This window comes from Planotetraspora thailandica, from assembly GCF_016863335.1.
In the GTDB taxonomy this organism is placed as follows: Bacteria; Actinomycetota; Actinomycetes; order Streptosporangiales; family Streptosporangiaceae; genus Planotetraspora; species Planotetraspora thailandica.
Map to the genome: position 1 here is coordinate 15157 of NZ_BOOR01000012.1, position 16743 is coordinate 31899.

Genomic DNA, 16743 nt, shown 5'->3' on the forward strand with positions numbered 1-16743 from the left:
GGGCTGGGGCTCTACCGCCCCGCTACTCATGGGTGCCCGCCTGGTTCGACAGCGGGGCCGTACTCGATGAAAACGTGACCCCCGAAGCCCGCCGGGCGTCGCCGAAGGTCAAGCGTTCTCGTCAGGCGGGGTCGGGGAGGTTGACGACCTCGGCCAGCCTGATCATCGTCTCGAACCGGGCGATCTGCGCGTCGTCCGGTGGCGGCGGCGTCTCGCCGTCCCTGGCGGGCATCGCGTAGTCGGCGATGACCTGCTCGGGCCCAGCCGGGGTGAACATGAAAAGCATCCTCGCCGCGTGATTGCGCTTGTTCAGGAAGCAGTGGCGGATGCCCCCCGGAATGTGAATGAAGTCACCCGCGACGGCGGTGAACCGGTGGTCGCCGTCCAAGAACTCCAGCTCGCCGTCGAGCATGTAGAAGGACTCGTCCCTCGGGTGGGAGTGCGGCTGCGGTCCCCCGCCCGCCGGGACGGTGGCCTCGATGAGGCCCAGGCCGCCGTTCGTCTGCGCTCCGGTCGCCTTGATCGTGTAGACGTCGCCGACGGTCCACACGGTCGGGCCTTGTCCGGAAGGCACATGGAGTGCGCCACGAGTGGTGTACCGGGGGTCGTCGGAAGGCTGGAAGGGAAGGCTCACGCCAACCTCCTTGTTGTCGTGCTGAAGGTGGTTTGGGGGGCCAGGACTAGGCTGCCGACCTCCCGATACGCCCGCAAGAATGCAGTTTTCTGTGCGTTAGTACCTAGAAGGGAAGCGATATGGCGGAAAGCGCCGAGCCGGCTGCGGACGTGGAGTCCTCCTGCGAGGAGGTCCGGGGCATCCTGTCGCGGGTGGGCGAGAAGTGGGCGCCCCAAGTGATGGCCCGGCTCGACTCCGGTCCGCGGCGCTTCAACGAGTTGCTCCGGCTGGAGGCGCCCATCACTCCCCGCATGCTGACCGTCACCCTTCGCGGACTGGAGTCCGACGGTCTGGTCACTCGGACCGTGCATCCCACCGTCCCGCCGCAGGTCGAGTACGGCCTCACTCGAGCGGGGCGGGAGTTGTTCGGCATCGTCCACACCGTCGTGAACTGGACCGACAAGAACCTCGAAGCAGTCCACGCCGCCCGCGCGGCATACAAGACCACCAACGGCTGACGCCCGGCGTCCGGCGACCGGCCGCATGGCGGTGGCCCTAACGAAATCCGTCAGGGATAAGGGGTAGCGTGGCCACGTTGCCCTCGATCCCCCAGAACGGATGATCAATGAGCGTTCGCGAGGAACAGCAGGTCGATTCCGGCTACCTTCCGCACCGGCAGATCATGATCGTGCTCTCCGGCGTGGCGGCCGGCATGCTGCTCGCCGCGCTCGATCAGAGCATCGTCGGCACCGCCCTGCCCCGCATCGTCAGCGAGCTCGGCGGCCTCGACAAGTTGTCGTGGGTGGTGACGGCCTACCTCCTCACCTCGACCGCCGCGACCCCCCTCTGGGGCAAGGTCTCCGACCTGTACGGCAGGCGGGTGATCTTCCAGGCCGCCATCGGGATCTTCCTGGTCGGCTCGGTCCTGGCGGGGCTGAGCCAGAACATCGGGCAGCTCATCGCGTTCCGCGCCATCCAGGGCCTGGGCGGTGGCGGGCTCATGGCGCTGGCCTTCAGCATCATCGGCGACGTCATCCCGCCCCGGGAACGCGGCCGCTACCAGGGCTACTTCGGCGCGGTCTTCGGCACCTCCAGCGTCGCGGGCCCGCTGCTCGGGGGCTTCTTCACCGACGGCCCCGGCTGGCGGTGGATCTTCTGGATCAACCTGCCCGTCGGCGTGGTCTCCCTGATCGTGACGTCGATGGCCCTGAAGATCCCGTTGGTCAAGCGCTCGCACCGGATCGACTACCTCGGCGCCTCCCTGATCGTCGCGGGCGTCTCCTGCCTGCTGCTCTACCTCGACTGGGCGGGCAGCGAGTTCGGCTGGACCGCGGCCGGTTCGCTCGCCCTGCTCGCCGGCTTCGTGGCCTTCGCCGCCCTGTTCGTGTTCGTCGAGCTGCGTGCCCACGAGCCGATCATCCCGATGCGCCTGTTCCGCAACGCGATCTTCACCGTGGGCAACGCCTACTCGTTTCTCGCCGGCCTCGCGATGTTCGGCGGGCTGATCTTCCTGCCCGTCTACCTGCAGGCCGTGCAGGGCATGTCGCCGACCGTGTCCGGCCTCGCGCTGCTGCCCGCCGTCGTGGGCATCTTCTCCACGTCGATCACCTCTGGGCAGCTGATGTCCAAGACCGGCCGTTACAAGATCTTCCCCATCGCCGGTGCGGTCGTCCTCGTCGTGGCGCTGGGGCTGCTGGCCACCATCCGGGTGGACTCTCCGTACTGGCAGGTCGCGATCTACGCCTACCTCTTCGGAGCGGGACTCGGGTTCACCATGCAGACGATCGTCACCGCGGTACAGAACGCCGTCGGCAGGGCGGACATCGGCACGGCCACCAGCTCGACCACGTTCTTCCGGATGATGGGCGCGGCCATCGGCACCGCGATCATGGGTGCGGTGCTCAACACCCGGCTCGAGCACCACCTCGCCCAGCAGTTCGGCGGCCGGGTGCCGTCCGGGGGAGTGGACGCCAACAACGTCCAGGCAATCCAGCAGTTGCCGCCTCAGGTCAAGGATCACGTGCTCGCGGCGTTCACCAGCGCCATCGACGACGTGTTCCTGGCAAGCATCCCGTTCGTGGCGTTCGCGCTCGTGGTCGCGTTCTTCCTCAAGGAGATCCCGCTGGGGACTCGCGGAGACACGCCCTCCGCAATGGCGGGCTGACCTTCGGTTACGAGTATGGCCGGGCGGCTGCCTGGGTGACTTGCCGTTGTCTCGCGGACCCGGCGCTGCCGGGCGCTGGGCCCGTCCGTGGTGATGAGTCGGCGTTCGCGGCAGGCACCGGTCTCGGCGCCGTGGCGATCAGGACCAAGCGGACTCGGAGACCGAGCGCCACTTCGCGTCGGACTCGGCGAGGGCCTGGGAGGCGACGTCCCAGTACTGCACCGCATCGGGGCCGAGCAGGATTCGCAGCGGCGCATCATCGCGGTCGGCGAGGTCAGCGATGATGGCGGCGATCCGGGCGGGGTCGGCGGAGTTCGCCCGTGCAGCCTCGGGGTCCGCGTTTCGGAGCATGCGGAGCATGTCGGCGAAGACGCCGACGGTCTGCTGGTAGGGCTCGCTGATCGGCGGGATGGTCATCGACGAACCAGCCCAGTCGGTGCGCATCGCACCCGGCTCCAGGACGGTGACCTTGACGCCCAGCGGTGCGATCTCCTGGGCGAGGACGGTGGAGAAGCCGCCGACGGCCCACTTGGCGCTCTGGTAGGCGGCCAGGCCGGTGGAGCCGATCCTGCCGCCAAGCGAGGAGACCTGGAAGATGTGCCCGGAACCCTGCTCGCGAAGGATGGGCAGCACGGCCTTGGTGACATGGACGACGCCGTAGAAGTTGGTGTCCATCTGTGCCTGGAAGTCCTGCAGCGTCACGTCCTCGACGGCGGCGAGGTCGCCGTAGCCGGCGTTGTTGACCACGACGTCGTAGCGCCCGAACGCGTCCAGGCCGGCCTTCACGGCTCGCCGCACGTCGTCGTCGCTGGTGACGTCCAGCCCAACCGGCAGCACCCGGTCGCCGTACCGGGCCACGAGGTCGTCGAGCTGCTCGGGCTTGCGGGCGGTGGCGACCACCTGGCCACCGCGGGCCAGCGCCGTCTCGACTGTCGCGCGCCCCAGGCCGCGGGAGCTGCCAGTGACGAACCAGATTTTCGACATGTCTTTCGCCTTTTGGTGAGGAGTCGATGAAGCCTTCGGCCCGCGCCAAACCCGGCGCAGTTTGTGTACCGGAGGTCTCTTATGGCCCCTCAATTTAAGAGACTGCCGGTCCCGTGTCAATAGACCGTCGGTCCCTTAGGATGTGGGGCATGACGACGTTCCAGCGCGCCCGCAACGAAGAGAACAGGGAGATCCGTCGGCGTGCGATCCTGGACACCGCCGCCCAGATGCTCAGTCAGATGCCGGTCAACGACATCACACTCAACGAGCTGAGCCGCCGCAGCCGACTGGCGAAGTCCGCCATCCTGCGCTACTTCGAATCCCGCGAGGCGGTCCTGCTCGAACTGCTCGACCGCGCCTGGAAGCAGTGGAACACCGAAGTCGCTGAACAACTCGCGGCCGACATCGACGTGACACGGCCGGCGCAGCACCGCGGCACCGAACTCGCGGCCATACTGACCCGCACCCTCGCCCGGCAGCCACAACTGTGCGACCTGCTGAGCGCCCAAGCAGGCGTACTGGAACACAACGTCTCCGCCGACGTCGCCAGCCGCTACAAGAAGGCTGCCTTCGCCAACGTCGCCGCTCTCGCCGAGCTGACCCGCATCCAGCTACCCGAACTCGGCGAGGCCGCCGACCGGCTGTGCGCCCAGATCATCATGGCCACCGGAGCCGTCTGGACCCACGCCCGGCCCTCCGCCGGCATGCTCGCGGCCTACGACGCCGACCCCGAACTGGCGAAACACCGCATGCCGTTCACCCCGACCCTCGAGAACATGCTCACCACACTGATCGCCGGCGCACTCGCCCTGGCAGCCCACGCGAGCGAGGCCGGCTGAGCCTGGGGTCGGCCTGGTGCGGGACCGGCGGGCGCTTCGGCCGGCTTGCGCAGTACGGAAGCCTCCGGCTCAGGAAAGCCGTGACTTGATCTCGCGGATGTGGTCGGGCGTCGTCCGGCAGCAGCCGCCGATAGAGGTGGCTCCCAGCGTCTGCCATTGAGCGGCGGCCTGGCCAAATTCGACGGGGTCGGCCAGTCCGGACCAGCGTTGTGCCGCCGCGTCCCACTTCTCGCCCGAGTTGGGGTAGACGACGGTCGCCCCATGGCCGATCAGGTCGGGGATGTACCGCGGCGCGGTGCAGTTCACGCCGACGCCGACCACGTTGGGAAGATCGTCGAACAGGGCCGCGGACTCCTTGAAGGGTGTTCCGTCGTTGATGTGCTCTCCGTCGCGGCAGGAGAAGCACACCCACGCGCGTACAGACGGCGATTCGCGGAGCAACGTCGCCAGGGCCGCGGCCTCCTCGAAGGAGGGGATGGTCTCGCAGGCCAGGAGGTCGGCGCCTGCTGTGGCAAGGATCTCGAAACGTTCCCGGTGCCAGCCGACAAGGCCGTCGTAGTCGAGGTCGTAATCTCCGGTGTACTCGGCGCCGTTGGCCAGGTATGCCCCATATGGGCCGACGCTGGCGGCGACCACGCCGTGCCCCGCCGTGTCTCTCGCCTGTACGGCAAGCGTGACGGACAACCTGATGAGGTCGGCGGCCTTGGCCGTCGTGAGCCCGCGGTGGACGAATCCCGGGATGCTCGCCTGGTAACTGGCGGTGGTGGCGACGTCGGCGCCCGCCTCGAAATAGTCGAGATGGGCCCGGCGGATGACGTCAGGGTCTTCCAAGAGCAGCTTCGCCGACCACAGTTCGTCGCTCAGGTCGCAGCCGAGCGCCTCCAGATGCGTAGCGAGACCACCGTCGAGAACCAGGGAACTCATCCAATAACTGTATGCGTTGTCGGCACATGGGGCTTAGACGGCTCATTGACCGAATGTTGCGCCGTCGGTCGCGCGTCCTCGCAGGTGGGCGTGACGATCGACCTGACACGGGAGGTGTGCGGGAGCCTCGGCGACCCGTTCCCTCCCCGCCGTCCGACGTCATTCGCCTCCCGGAACCGAAGTGACCAAGGCGCCGGGTGCCCCATGGCCCGGCGCCTGCCGGGAAAGCCGGAGCCTAGGCTCGCCTCCAGAAGCCCCGCCGCGTGGGTCCCGACCCGGGGTCCTGCCGGCTCGGCTCCGGTGCACCCGCCCCAGATGATCCGATCGGCCCTCCGGACGCGGTCACGATCGCGGCCAGGGTGTCGAGGGCCCGCCGCCAGAGTGCGTCCAGATCGGTCGTCGCCTTCTCGGCCTCCGCCAGCTCCACGGCCAGATCGCCCAGCTCGGAAAGTCCGCCCACCATCTGATCGATCACCGAGAGCCGGCTCGCCAGGTCCGCGAGGTAACGGCGCCTGTCCAGCGCGGGCAGCGACTCAGCCGCCCTGAGCTGCACGAGTTCCTCGCTGAGCAGCGGCAGCACACCGGCGAGATCCGTCACGGGAACCCTCTCCCGCCCGGGATGCGGCATGCGGGCGCCCACGGAGAATCCGCGGCGTGGCGACGGCGGCTGCGGAGCCGCGGGAGGCGCCGCCCCGAAGGATGCATCGGGCAGTCCCGCGTCGGCCGGGGACCCGAGAACCCCACCCGGCGCCGGCGGCCAGGGCCCACCAGGAGGGGCCGAGAGCGCCTCGGTTCCCGCCGTGTGGGTCGAGGACATCTTGGCCATCGTGAAGGCCATGGGCACGGCGATCGGGGCGTCCCAGCCACTGGGCGTCTCGACGGGCTGGATCACCCGGTGCTGCGGACTGCCGTCGGCGGCCACGCGGGAATCCACAGCCACGAACGCGGTGAACCTGCACAACACGCCGAACCGCAGCGAGGTCCCGACGATGCGTTCCTCCAGCGATCGGTCTCCTGCCGCGTACCGGTCTTCCAGCTCCCTCACGTGGGCACGTGCCCACAGGTGCCGCGCGGCGCCGTCCTCGACGACCTGCCCGGTCAGGCGCGTCTCCCAGGGAGCGCCGTCGGTCGTCAGGCCGCGTACGGCCATCGCACCGGAGGGGGTGCCCCGATAACGACCGGAGACGACGAGGGGGACACCCGGATAAAGGCCGCCCACGTGGGTGAGTGACCCGGCGACGACGTCGAGACCTTCCGGCTTGACGACCAGGTCGGTCACGAGAGGTGACCCGATCCGGCGGTGGATGTGTTCCATCGCCTCGTCGAGGCGTTCCTCCGACTCGACCAGTTCGCACCGTCCCATCCCGAACAGGGCCAGCCGTCCGAGGAAGCCCGCGTTCACCGCCCGGTCGATGCCGACCGTGTGAACGCGGATGCCGCCGAGTCGCGTGGCGATCCGTTCGAGAATCTGATCCTCGTTGCCCACCTGGCCGTCGGTGACCAGCACGAGCACCCGGTCGCGCGGTGTGGCGGCGGGCGGTTCGGGGGTGACGGCATCTGGTGCGGTGAGCAGCCGGAGCGCCTCCTCCATCGCAGCGAGGATCTCGGTGCCTCCTCGCGCCTCCAGCCGCGAAAGATGCTCGACCGCCCGGTAGCGGTTGCGGTCGGTGGCCTCGACCAGCTCATCCGGGAACACGCGCTCGATCGTGGAGTCGAACGCGAGGACGGTGAACCTGTCCCGGGAGGTGAGGGTGTCCACGATCCTGGCGGCCGCCCGGCGGGCGGCGACCATCTTCCACCCGCTCATGCTTCCGGAGCGGTCGAGAAGAAGCACCACGTCATGCGGCGCGGGAGCCGTGTCGGGGCCGGTCGGCGGGAGCACGCTCAGCGTGAACGTGCCGGCGTCGTCGCGGTCTTCTCCGCGGTCGTCACCCATGACGGGCGATCCCGGCAGATCGGATGCGTCAGGCGCGGCGGGACCGCCGACCGGGTCGGGGACCAGGACGAGTGAGGCCGAGGCGTCAAACCCGAGCCGCAGGATGAAGTCGCGGTCGAGGCGCTCGCCCGGTCGCAGGTTGATCGTGTCACCCTCGCGGGAGACCTCGTGCAGGCTGGAGCGGATCTCCCGGAGGCCGAGCCCGGCCGCGTCGACGGCCGCCGTCAGCGACAGCCGTACCGGGTTGGGGAAACCGGGAAGCAGGACGGGCGGCGTGATCCGGGACGCGTCGGGCACCGCGTCGGTGTCCGGGATGACGCCGTCACCGGCCGCCGGCTCGGCCAGCGGGGCGCCGGGGATGTACCGAGGCGCCACCACGAGCGGGAAACGGAACTCCGCCGCGCCGTCCTCGTAGGGAAGCGGCTGGCTGAGCGTGAGGCATACGCGGACGTGCTCCCGGGGCAGGATGTTGCCCACGCGGATGGTGAAGACGTCGGGGCGGTCCTCTTCCGCGATGGCGGCCCGCCTGCCCTCCGCGAGAGCACGGTCATAGTCAGCGCGTGCCTGCTCCCGTTCTTTCAGGACGCCCTCGATCACCCGGTCGTCGGCCTCCATCCGAAAGGCGGTGACGGCCGCCCGGGGCGGCAGCGGGAAGACGTACGTCGCCTCCAGGGAGACGTCGAAGGGATTGCGGAACCCCTGGACGACCTGCACTCCGGCCGACAGTCCGGTGATCCGCGCTGAGATGTCGACGCTTTCGAGGGGCAGGTTCCCCTGGGCGGTTTCGAGCGCCCCCAGCCCGGCGTCCGGCATGGGCCGGCATTCCTCCGGCCTCATCGGCGTGATGGGAACGATCATGATGTCATCCCTTCATGGTCGGGCCGGTCGGCGAGCCCGAACTGGGCCAGCATGGAAAGCAGCGGTTCGGCGGCCGCGCGCAGGGCCTGGACCTCGGCGGGTGTCACCGTACGGCCGGCGTGGCTGAGCGAAACCGTCACGCCGGGGGCCAGCCGCACGCCGTAGACGACGTCGGCCGGAGCGATGCGGTCGCCTGGAGCGGTCGTGCCGGAGGCGTCCCGCTCGGTGGTCGTGTCGGCGGTCTTCGCGTGCGGGACGGCCGAGGCGGCGGGGGCCGTGTTCGTGTCCGCCGCGTTCGGCGGCAGGGCGTCGAGATGAGGGTTCAGGGCGGCAGCCGGGGGAGACGCCATGGGATCGGAGTCAAGGGAGATCACGGAGGCGGACCGGGTCCAGAAGCGCTCGCGCCGTGGTTCCCGTGGGGGAGCACCCGCCGGCGAGACGGCGTCCGGCACATCAGGGATGCGCGCCGCATGCTGCAGGATCGCGTCGGTCGCTCCCGCCAGCCGCACCTGGATCTCGGCGATGGACAGGCCCTCGGCCTGGAGGCGTTTCACGGCGACGAGCTGGAGCAGGTGACGCCGTCCGTACTGCGCGATCCTGCCTCTGCGCGTCAGCGGGGGATCGAGCAGGCCGATCGTCGCGTACCACCGGATCAGGCGTTCGTTGGGCACGTCGCGGACCCGGCCGTTGACAGGGGGCTGCGAACCGAGCAGGCCCGCCGCCCGCTCCGCCAGCTCACCGATCGTCCAGGTCTCGCTCATGCCCACAGAATGACACTGTCACAATGACAGTGTCAACTCGGCTTCGTCCGGCAACTGCCACGGTTCGCGCAAAATTTGGCCGCAAGGAAGACGTGGCTTCCCGGGATGTTCACTCGCTTCAGATGCACTGAGCCAGACTGTGACCGCTTGACGTGCTGAAAGGCGCGATAGTGGACAGAGAGCAAGCGTGGACGGCCGAGCCGGCGGGTGCCTCGCGGCGCCGAGGCCGGAAGGCTCCGGGCACGGTCCCGAGCAGCGACGGGCAGGCCGGGTCCAGGCCGGGCAAGGGGACATCGCGAGCGGATCGCGCGACCTGATGACGCGACGAACAAGACGGCGCGCAGGACGCGGCGACAGCACCACTGAAACAGATCGGTGAGCACGTTCGAGGAGGGATCACGGTGAGCCGTACGTTCGTCCGATCCAGGGCTCTTGCCGTCCTTTCAAGCTCGCTCTGGCGTTCGGCGTGCACCGCGACGGCCCCTCGGGGCGCGGAGCCGCGGACGCCGGCGTACGGAGATCTCGGCAACCCGGACGAGAACGGCGTCGCGCTGCCCGCGGGCTTCACCGGCCGCGTCATCGCACGATCGGGCCACAGGGCAGGGGGTGTCACGTGGCACGCCGCCCCCGACGGCGGGGCGTGCTTCACGGACGGAGACGGCTGGATCTACGTCTCCAACTCGGCGGTCCCGCTGCTCGGCGGAGTGACCGCCGTGCGTTTCGAGCCAGGCGGGTCGATCAGCGGCGCCTATCGCGTTCTGTCGGGAACCGACCTCAACGGGGCGGGGGAGGCGACCCCGTGGCAGACCTGGTTGTCCTGTGAGAAGACGCCGCGTGGCCGGGTCTTCGAATGTGATCCGTACGGCCAGCGCGCCGCGATGCCCCGGCTCGCGATGGGGCAGTTCAGGCATGACGGCGCGGCGTGCGACCCCGACCGGGGCGTCGTCTATCTCACCGAGGACGAGCCGGACGGCTGTCTCTACCGGTTCCGCCTGGGTGACTGGGGCGACCTGACCACCGGCACGCTCGAGGTGATGACGGGTACGGCGGACGGCGAGGCCGTGGCCTGGAGGCGCGTGCCCGACCCCTCGGCGATGTTCGACCCGGTCCGCGAGCAGGTCGCGGGGGCTAGGCGGTTCGGCTCCGCGGAGGGCTGCCACTACTCCGAGGGCTTCTGTTACTTCACGACCAGGGCCGACAGCCGGATGTGGGCCTACGACGCCGCCGCCGAGCGCATCACCGTCCTCTACGACGGCCAGGCCGAGCCGTACGGCATGCCCGGATGCACGGTGGAGCGGTCGGGGGACGCGTTCGCCGCCGAGGACGGCGGCACAGCGGAGATCAACGTGATCACGCCGGACGGCCGGGTGGAGCCGTTCGTCCGCGTCGAGGGGCAGGACGGGCCGTGGCTCACCGGGCTCGCCTTCTCACCGGACGGAACCCGGCTGTACTTCTCCTCCCGGACCGGCGCGGAGGGCGTCACCTATGAGGTGACGGGCCCGTTCCGCGGCTGAGTCACCGGGGAGCGGTCCGGAGACGTGAGCGTGCTCATGCCGCGGCGACGCCTGTCGTGTCGGCGGCGGTGAGGTCGGCGAGGTGGGGGATGACGAAGTCGCCCACACGAAGCGCCTCTTCGAGGTGCGGCCACCCGGAGACGATGAACTCGTCGAGGCCGAGAGCCAATTAAAGAGGGAATTCTCAGAGGTCGAGAGTCCATATCTCGTCGACGACCGGCTTGCCCGACTCCTCGCCCGCGCGCCGTTCGGCGAGCACGAAACCCGCCTTGCCGTAGATGAGACGGGCGCCGGTCAGGTTCTCCCTGGTCCACAGCATGATCCGGCGGTAGCCCGCCCGGCGCGCGAACGCCACGCACTCCTCGACGAGGCGCCGCCCCACGCCCATGCCGCGCGCGGACGGCTCGACGAGCAGCAGGCGGAGCTGGGCCGTCTCGTCGTCCTTGCGCATGCAGAACACGCACCCGGCCGGCGCACCCTCGACCTCGGCGATCCATGCCGCCTCGCGCTCCGGGTCGTGGCGCTCGGCGTAGTCGGCCACGACCCGGGCGACCAGGGCCTCGAAGGCTGCGCCCCATCCGTATTCCTGGCTGTAGAGGGAGCCGTGCCGATGTACCACCCAGCCGAGGTCTCCCGGCCGCGGCGCCCTGATGACGTACGGCACCGGCCTGGCCTGGGGGGTCAGGAGCCCGCGGATGGTCGTCATGCTCGCGACCAGTCGCCGGCGGTCGTCCTCGGTCAGGGTGGCGAGCAGGGCGCGCACCTCGGCCGCCGAGCGCTCGTCGAGCGTGACGAACGTCTCGCGCCCCTCGGCGGTGAGCCGTACGACCTGGCGGCGGCCGTCCTCGGCGGACCGCTCTCGGGAGACGAGCCCCTCGGCTTCGAATTTCGTGAGGATCCTGCTCAGGTAACCGGGATCGAGATCCAGAAGATCGCGAATGGCGGAGACCTCGGCCGATTCGAGGGTGGCGAGCTCGAACAGCACGCGGGCTTCCGTGAGGGAATAGGCCGTGTCGACCATGCCGGCCTGAAGCACACCGATGACTTCCGTATAAAAGCGGTTGAATGCCCTGACCTCGGCGACCATATTCATTGTCTACCTCAACTAACTCATTGCCTGAGTCAACGATAGCCGGAGGCGCGCCTCGGGTGAAGGGTTTGCGGCATGGAAGACTGGACATCTCCACCGCCCGCGTGTTCGCCTGGTTCACCGTGAGAGTCGCGAATGTCGGTTCGTATGGCGCGCGGTGTTGTTGGGGCCGCCTCTGTCGCGTAGCCTCACTTTTGGTCTAGACCATTGTTGGCAGCTCGGGCAGAATGCGTTGCGGCGATGCGCGGCGCGCACCAGTCCGGCCGTGTATCTCACATAGCGCGTAACTCTTTGGAGGATCCCGCCATGCGAATCGGAGTGCTCACCGGAGGCGGCGACTGCCCCGGGCTCAACGCCGTGATCCGCGCCGTCGTCCGCAAGGGCGTGGGCGTCTACGGCCACGAGTTCGTCGGCTTCCGCGACGGCTGGCGAGGCCCGCTCGAGGGCGAGACCATGCCGCTTGACATCCAGGCCGTCCGAGGCATCCTGCCGCGCGGGGGGACCATCCTCGGCTCCTCGCGCACCAACCCCATCAAGATCGAGGGCGGCGTCGAGCGGATCAAGGAGAACCTCGCCTCGCACGGCGTCGACGCCTTGATCGCCATCGGCGGCGAGGACACTCTCGGCGTCGCCAAGCAGCTCTACGAGCGCGGGGTGAACGTCGTCGGCGTGCCCAAGACGATCGACAACGACCTCAACGCCACCGACTACACCTTCGGCTTCGACACCGCCGTCAACATCGCCATGGAGGCCATCGACCGGCTCCACACGACGGCCGAGTCTCATCACCGCGCGCTCATCTGCGAGGTGATGGGCCGCCACGCGGGCTGGATCGCCCTGCACGCCGGCATGGCCGCCGGGGCCAACGTCATCCTGATCCCGGAGAAGCCGTTCGACATCGACAAGGTCTGCTCCTACGTCGAGTCGCGTTTCAAGACCCGCTATGCGCCGATCATCGTCGTCGCGGAGGGCGCCCACCCGATCGAGGGCCAGATGGCTCTGCAGGCCGGCGAGCTCGACGCCTTCGGTCACGTACGGCTCGGCGGCATCGGGGAGACGCTCGCCCAGGAGATCGAGAAGCGCACCGGCAAGGAGGCCCGGACGACCGTTCTCGGCCACATCCAGCGCGGCGGCACCCCGACGGCCTACGACCGCGTGCTGGCCACCCGGTTCGGCCTGGGCGCGATCGACGCCGTCCACGAGGGCGACTTCGGCAAGATGGTCGGCCTCAAGGGCACCGACATCGTCCGCGTCGGCCTCGGCGAGGCCACGGCCGAGCTGAAGACCGTGCCCGTCTCCCGCTATGAGGAGGCTGAGGTCTTCTTCGGCTGACGGACGCGTCCCGCCCCGCCTCAGGGGTCAGGGCGCTGTCCGAAGGATTCGACGGGCCTGCCCGGTGCTCCGGGCAGGCCCGTCGTCGTCCGTGGTCAGTACAGCCAGGCCACGGGCAGGGTGAGCGGCTCGTCCACCTTCTCCGGTGCCAAGGCGAGGCCGGAGATCACCGTTGATGATCATTTGTTCTGGCTCCTTTTTCGAGCCATTGACATGCCTTGGGACCGGACTGTGTCGGCTTGAAGGGTCGTGGGACGTTCGCCGCCTCCGGCCGTTGTGAACGGTGGTGCTGGTGCGCTTTCGGGAATTCTGTGCGTAAAAGAGTGTGGTGAACAATCCTCCGCGTCGTCCCCGTCGATTCACCGCTCGGTTTGTCGTGCACGGTTGAACACGGCCCGCTTTCCCTTTACCTTCCGTACGGCTGCCGCCGTCGCCGGCTTCTGTGGCGTCGTCGGGACGGTGTCATCGGGCGGTGTCGTCGGGGCGGGGGGATGTTGGGCATCGAGGGGTCGTTCTGGCGGGCGATCGCGGTCTTCCGGATCGCTTCGGTGGCGTACGCGGTCGTTCTGCTGGCGAGAGCCGGGGGCTATGCGCATCCCCTCGCCGGCTGGATCACGATCGCCGTCATGGCGGGCTGGACGGCCGTGACCCTCGTCCTCTACCCCTCCACGCGGGCATGGCCGTTGCTTCTCACCGATCTCGGGCTGACGGCCGGATGCCTGCTTTCGACGCTGTTGGTCCAGAGCTGGGCCGACACGGCGAGCGGTGCGATGCCGGTCACCGCGACCTGGGTCGCCGGTCCCGTCCTGGCCTGGGCGGTCGCCCTTGGCCGCCGCGCCGGGGCCGTGGCGGCGGCCGTGATGTCGGCCGCCGACCTGTGGGTTCGCGGCGGACTGGGAGTCGACCTGACCTCGTTGCCGGTGAACGGCGCCGTGCTGCTCTTCATGGCCGGAGTCGTGGTGGGGCACGTCGCGCAGCTGGCCAGGGAGGCGGCGGAGTGGCTGCGCCGCGCCGCCGAGCTGGAGGCGATGGGCCGGGAGCGCGAGCGGCTGGCCAGGGGCATCCACGACTCCGTTCTCCAGGTGCTCGCGCTCGTCCAGCGCAAGGGCGCCGAGATCGGAGGCGAGGCGGCCGAGCTCGGCAGGCTGGCCGGTGAGCAGGAGGCCGCGCTGCGCGCCCTGGTTCGCGCACCCGCGTCCTCCGAGGCGCGCGAGGACCAGGCCAAGGGCGCGACGGCCGATGTGCGGGAGCTGCTCTGGCCGTACGGCGACGCCCGGGTGACGGTGTCCGCGCCCGTGACCCCCCTCGTCCTGCCGGTGGAGACCGCGCACGAGCTGAGCGCTGCGGTCGGCGCGGCGCTGGACAACGTGACGCGGCACTGCGCGGACGGCACCCGGGCGTGGGTGCTGGTGGAGGAGGACGCGGGACGCGTCGTGGTGTCGGTGCGGGATGAGGGCCCGGGCATTCCCGAAGGCCGGTTGGAACAGGCAGAGGCCGACGGCCGGATGGGAATCGCGCGTTCGATCCGCGGCCGCATGGCCGACCTGGGAGGGACGGCGTCGATCACGTCGTCGGGGACGGGCACCGAGATCGAGTTGTCGGTTCCGGCCGAACCGGTCGCCCGTGAGCGGGGTGGTCGGGTATGAACGTGCAAGATCGCGGAGAAGGGCGGCGGGCCATGCGGATCATGGTGGTGGACGATCACCCGATGTGGCGGGACGCCGTCTCCCGCGACCTGGGGGAAGCCGGATACGAGGTGGTGGCGGCGACGGGGGAGGGCCGCCAGGCGCTGCGCATCGCCGCCGCCGTACGGCCGGACGTCGTCGTGCTCGACCTGCAGCTGCCCGACCTGTCCGGGGTCGAAGTGGCGCGAGGCCTCGGCGCCTCCCAGGACCCGCCGCGCGTCCTGGTCCTGTCGGCCAGTGCCGAGCCGGCCGACGTCCTCGAGGCCGTCAAGGCCGGCGCATCCGGATATCTGGTGAAATCGGCCAGCCGGGCGGAGTTCCTCGACGCGGTCCGCCGTACCGCCGAGGGAGACGCCGTGTTCACGCCGGGCCTGGCGGGGCTGGTTCTGGGGGAGTACCGGCGGCTCGCGGCCCGGCCCGCGGCCCCCGACGGCCCCCGCCTGACCGAGCGGGAGACCGAGGTGCTGCGCCTGGTCGCCAAGGGCCTGTCGTACCGGCAGATCGCCGAACGTCTCGTGGTGTCCCATCGCACGGTGCAGAACCACGTGCAGAACACGCTCAGCAAGCTCCAGCTGCACAACCGGGTCGAGCTTGTGCGCTACGCCATGGAACAGGGGCTCACGGGCGAATAGAGGGCGCCTGGCCGGGGATGTGAACAGGACCGAATGCCGAGCTTGGGACCCTTCGCCTGCGCGGACGATCTCCCGTGCCGCGGCACTACAGTGGGGAAGTTCCCACTGGGCCGGCGCGTTGTCGCCCGTGGCACGCGCACGATGTCCCTCCGGAGGTTCCACCGATGACGATGACCGCGCTCGCAGACCCCTGCGTCCTGCTGAAGTTAGGCGAGGTGGTTCTGAAGGGCAGGAATCGCGAGCTGTTCGAGATGCGGCTGCGGTCGAACATCAGGGCCGCGCTGAAGGACTTCAAAGTCGACATCCGGCAGCGGCACGGGGTCATCGCGCTGTTCCTCCCCGAGGGCACGTCCGCCGAGGTGGCCGAGGCGGTGGCGCAGCGGGTCTCCGACGTGCCCGGCCTGGTGCTGATCCACCTGGCCTGGCGGGTGGCCAAGGACCCGGAGGCCGTGCTCAAGGCGGCGATCGAGCTCGTCAAGGACTCTCCCGAGGTTCAGCGCAAGGCGCGCTTCGCCGTACGGTCGCGGCGGCGTGACAAGCGTTTCCCGATGCGGTCCAACGAGCTCGACCACTACGTCGGCGGGGCGATCAACGACACCTACGACCTGCCGGTCGACCTCAAGAACCCCGAACTGACCGTGCACATCGAGGTCGACAAGGACGAGGTGTTCGTCTTCACCGACGGGCGCCCCGGTCAGGGCGGGCTGCCCGTCGGCTCCAGCGGCCGCGCCCTCGCCCTGATGTCCGGCGGCATCGACTCGCCGGTCGCCGCCTACCGGATGATGCGCCGGGGGCTCCACGTGGACTTCCTGCACTTTTCCGGCATTCCGTTCACGACGTCGGAGTCGATCTACAAGGCGTACGCGCTGGTCCGCAACCTCGACCGGTTCCAGGGCAAGTCGCGGCTGTGGGTGGTGCCCTTCGGCAAGGCGCAGCAGTCGATCAGGGCGTCCGGCCAGGACCGCCTCGCGATGATCGCGCAGCGGCGGCTGATGCTGAAGACGGCCGAGGAGGTGGCCCATCGCATCCATGCCGAGGCGCTCGTCACGGGGGACTCGCTCGGCCAGGTGTCGTCCCAGACCCTGACGAACATCACCGCGCAGGACAACGCCGTCGACCTGCCGATCCTGCGGCCGCTGATCGGGCTGGACAAGACCGAGATCATCGCCGAAGCCCGGCGCATCGGCACCCTGCAGATCTCCGAGCTTCCCGACGAGGACTGCTGCACGCTGCTCGCCCCTCGTTCGGCCGAGACCCGGGCGAAGATCGAGGACCTGAAGCAGATCGAGAAGCGTTTGGACGCCGAAGACCTGGCCTTCCAGCTCGCCGACTCCATCCAGGCCTACAAACTCGACGCCTAACCCCACACCCTTGCCGTGATCATGCAGAAGTTCGGCAATCGCCGCTCTGA

Annotated in this window: 15 protein-coding genes; 8 read left to right on the plus strand and 7 right to left on the minus strand. The window is 69.4% G+C overall.

Annotation, left to right across the window (positions count from 1 at the left end; genetic code table 11):
- Positions 1-121: 121 nt before the first annotated feature.
- A complete protein-coding gene (locus Pth03_RS10985; protein WP_203944086.1) occupies positions 122-634 on the minus strand; it encodes a cupin domain-containing protein in 513 nt (170 codons plus the stop codon).
- A gap of 119 nt (positions 635-753) precedes the next feature.
- Here Pth03_RS10985 and Pth03_RS10990 point away from each other — a divergent pair, with 119 nt between their 5' ends.
- Together Pth03_RS10990 and Pth03_RS10995 are read left to right on the plus strand one after the other, a co-directional pair.
- A complete protein-coding gene (locus Pth03_RS10990; protein ID WP_203944087.1) occupies positions 754-1131 on the plus strand; it encodes a winged helix-turn-helix transcriptional regulator in 378 nt (125 codons plus the stop codon).
- Positions 1132-1238: 107 nt separating this feature from the next.
- Positions 1239-2777, plus strand: a complete 1539-nt coding sequence (locus Pth03_RS10995) for an MDR family MFS transporter (RefSeq protein WP_203944088.1) — start codon at positions 1239-1241, stop codon at positions 2775-2777.
- A 138-nt stretch (positions 2778-2915) separates the two neighbouring features.
- On the opposite strand, the gene Pth03_RS11000 is transcribed toward Pth03_RS10995, so the two are convergent.
- Complete coding sequence (locus Pth03_RS11000; protein ID WP_203944089.1) at positions 2916-3761, minus strand: SDR family NAD(P)-dependent oxidoreductase; 846 nt, start codon at positions 3759-3761, stop codon at positions 2916-2918.
- 149 nt (positions 3762-3910) lie between these two features.
- On the opposite strand from Pth03_RS11000, the gene Pth03_RS11005 reads away from it, so the two are divergent.
- Positions 3911-4600, plus strand: coding sequence for a TetR/AcrR family transcriptional regulator (locus Pth03_RS11005; RefSeq protein ID WP_203944090.1), 690 nt, complete (start codon positions 3911-3913; stop codon positions 4598-4600).
- 69 nt (positions 4601-4669) lie between these two features.
- Here the strand turns inward: Pth03_RS11005 and mmuM are convergent, their stop codons facing one another.
- From mmuM to Pth03_RS11020, 3 genes are all read right to left on the minus strand, one after another.
- Complete coding sequence (mmuM, locus tag Pth03_RS11010; RefSeq protein ID WP_203944091.1) at positions 4670-5524, minus strand: homocysteine S-methyltransferase; 855 nt, start codon at positions 5522-5524, stop codon at positions 4670-4672.
- 235 nt (positions 5525-5759) lie between these two features.
- Positions 5760-8318: a VIT domain-containing protein gene (locus tag Pth03_RS11015; protein WP_203944092.1), complete on the minus strand. Its 2559-nt coding sequence runs from the start codon at positions 8316-8318 to the stop codon at positions 5760-5762.
- Positions 8315-9079, minus strand: a complete 765-nt coding sequence (locus Pth03_RS11020) for a helix-turn-helix domain-containing protein (protein WP_203944093.1) — start codon at positions 9077-9079, stop codon at positions 8315-8317. The genes Pth03_RS11015 and Pth03_RS11020 overlap by 4 nt, the downstream gene beginning before the upstream one ends.
- A gap of 401 nt (positions 9080-9480) precedes the next feature.
- On the opposite strand from Pth03_RS11020, the gene Pth03_RS11025 reads away from it, so the two are divergent.
- The gene (locus tag Pth03_RS11025) at positions 9481-10593 is read left to right on the plus strand and encodes an alkaline phosphatase PhoX (RefSeq protein ID WP_203944094.1); all 1113 of its coding nucleotides are present in this window, start codon (positions 9481-9483) and stop codon (positions 10591-10593) included.
- Between the two features lie 34 nt (positions 10594-10627).
- Here the strand turns inward: Pth03_RS11025 and Pth03_RS42035 are convergent, their stop codons facing one another.
- Positions 10628-10762, minus strand: a complete 135-nt coding sequence (locus Pth03_RS42035) for a hypothetical protein (protein ID WP_275413074.1) — start codon at positions 10760-10762, stop codon at positions 10628-10630.
- Between the two features lie 15 nt (positions 10763-10777).
- Entirely contained in the window at positions 10778-11680 is a 903-nt protein-coding gene (locus Pth03_RS11030; protein ID WP_239118929.1) for a bifunctional helix-turn-helix transcriptional regulator/GNAT family N-acetyltransferase, read from the minus strand.
- A gap of 309 nt (positions 11681-11989) precedes the next feature.
- On the opposite strand from Pth03_RS11030, the gene Pth03_RS11035 reads away from it, so the two are divergent.
- From Pth03_RS11035 to thiI, 4 genes are all read left to right on the plus strand, one after another.
- Positions 11990-13015, plus strand: a complete 1026-nt coding sequence (locus tag Pth03_RS11035; protein WP_203944096.1) for a 6-phosphofructokinase — start codon at positions 11990-11992, stop codon at positions 13013-13015.
- Positions 13016-13506: 491 nt separating this feature from the next.
- Complete coding sequence (gene macS / locus Pth03_RS11040) at positions 13507-14661, plus strand: MacS family sensor histidine kinase (RefSeq protein WP_239118930.1); 1155 nt, start codon at positions 13507-13509, stop codon at positions 14659-14661.
- Positions 14658-15332, plus strand: a complete 675-nt coding sequence (locus Pth03_RS11045; RefSeq protein ID WP_203944097.1) for a response regulator — start codon at positions 14658-14660, stop codon at positions 15330-15332. The genes macS and Pth03_RS11045 overlap by 4 nt, the downstream gene beginning before the upstream one ends.
- Before the next feature lie 164 nt (positions 15333-15496).
- On the plus strand, positions 15497-16693 hold the full coding sequence (gene thiI, locus Pth03_RS11050) for a tRNA uracil 4-sulfurtransferase ThiI (protein WP_203944098.1): 1197 nt from the start codon (positions 15497-15499) through the stop codon (positions 16691-16693).
- Positions 16694-16743 lie beyond the last annotated feature (50 nt).

Bases quoted from the DNA above. Each gene is read 5' to 3' on its own strand.
- Pth03_RS10990 (WP_203944087.1), top strand. From the start codon at position 754: ATGGCGGAAAGCGCCGAGCCGGCTGCGGACGTGGAGTCCTCCTGCGAG.
- Pth03_RS10995 (WP_203944088.1), top strand. From the start codon at position 1,239: ATGAGCGTTCGCGAGGAACAGCAGGTCGATTCCGGCTACCTTCCGCAC.
- Pth03_RS11000 (WP_203944089.1), bottom strand. From the start codon at position 3,761: ATGTCGAAAATCTGGTTCGTCACTGGCAGCTCCCGCGGCCTGGGGCGC.
- Pth03_RS11005 (WP_203944090.1), top strand. From the start codon at position 3,911: ATGACGACGTTCCAGCGCGCCCGCAACGAAGAGAACAGGGAGATCCGT.
- mmuM (WP_203944091.1), bottom strand. From the start codon at position 5,524: ATGAGTTCCCTGGTTCTCGACGGTGGTCTCGCTACGCATCTGGAGGCG.
- Pth03_RS11015 (WP_203944092.1), bottom strand. From the start codon at position 8,318: ATGATCGTTCCCATCACGCCGATGAGGCCGGAGGAATGCCGGCCCATG.
- Pth03_RS11020 (WP_203944093.1), bottom strand. From the start codon at position 9,079: ATGAGCGAGACCTGGACGATCGGTGAGCTGGCGGAGCGGGCGGCGGGC.
- Pth03_RS11030 (WP_239118929.1), bottom strand. From the start codon at position 11,680: ATGGTCGCCGAGGTCAGGGCATTCAACCGCTTTTATACGGAAGTCATC.
- Pth03_RS11035 (WP_203944096.1), top strand. From the start codon at position 11,990: ATGCGAATCGGAGTGCTCACCGGAGGCGGCGACTGCCCCGGGCTCAAC.
- macS (WP_239118930.1), top strand. From the start codon at position 13,507: ATGTTGGGCATCGAGGGGTCGTTCTGGCGGGCGATCGCGGTCTTCCGG.
- Pth03_RS11045 (WP_203944097.1), top strand. From the start codon at position 14,658: ATGAACGTGCAAGATCGCGGAGAAGGGCGGCGGGCCATGCGGATCATG.
- thiI (WP_203944098.1), top strand. From the start codon at position 15,497: ATGACGATGACCGCGCTCGCAGACCCCTGCGTCCTGCTGAAGTTAGGC.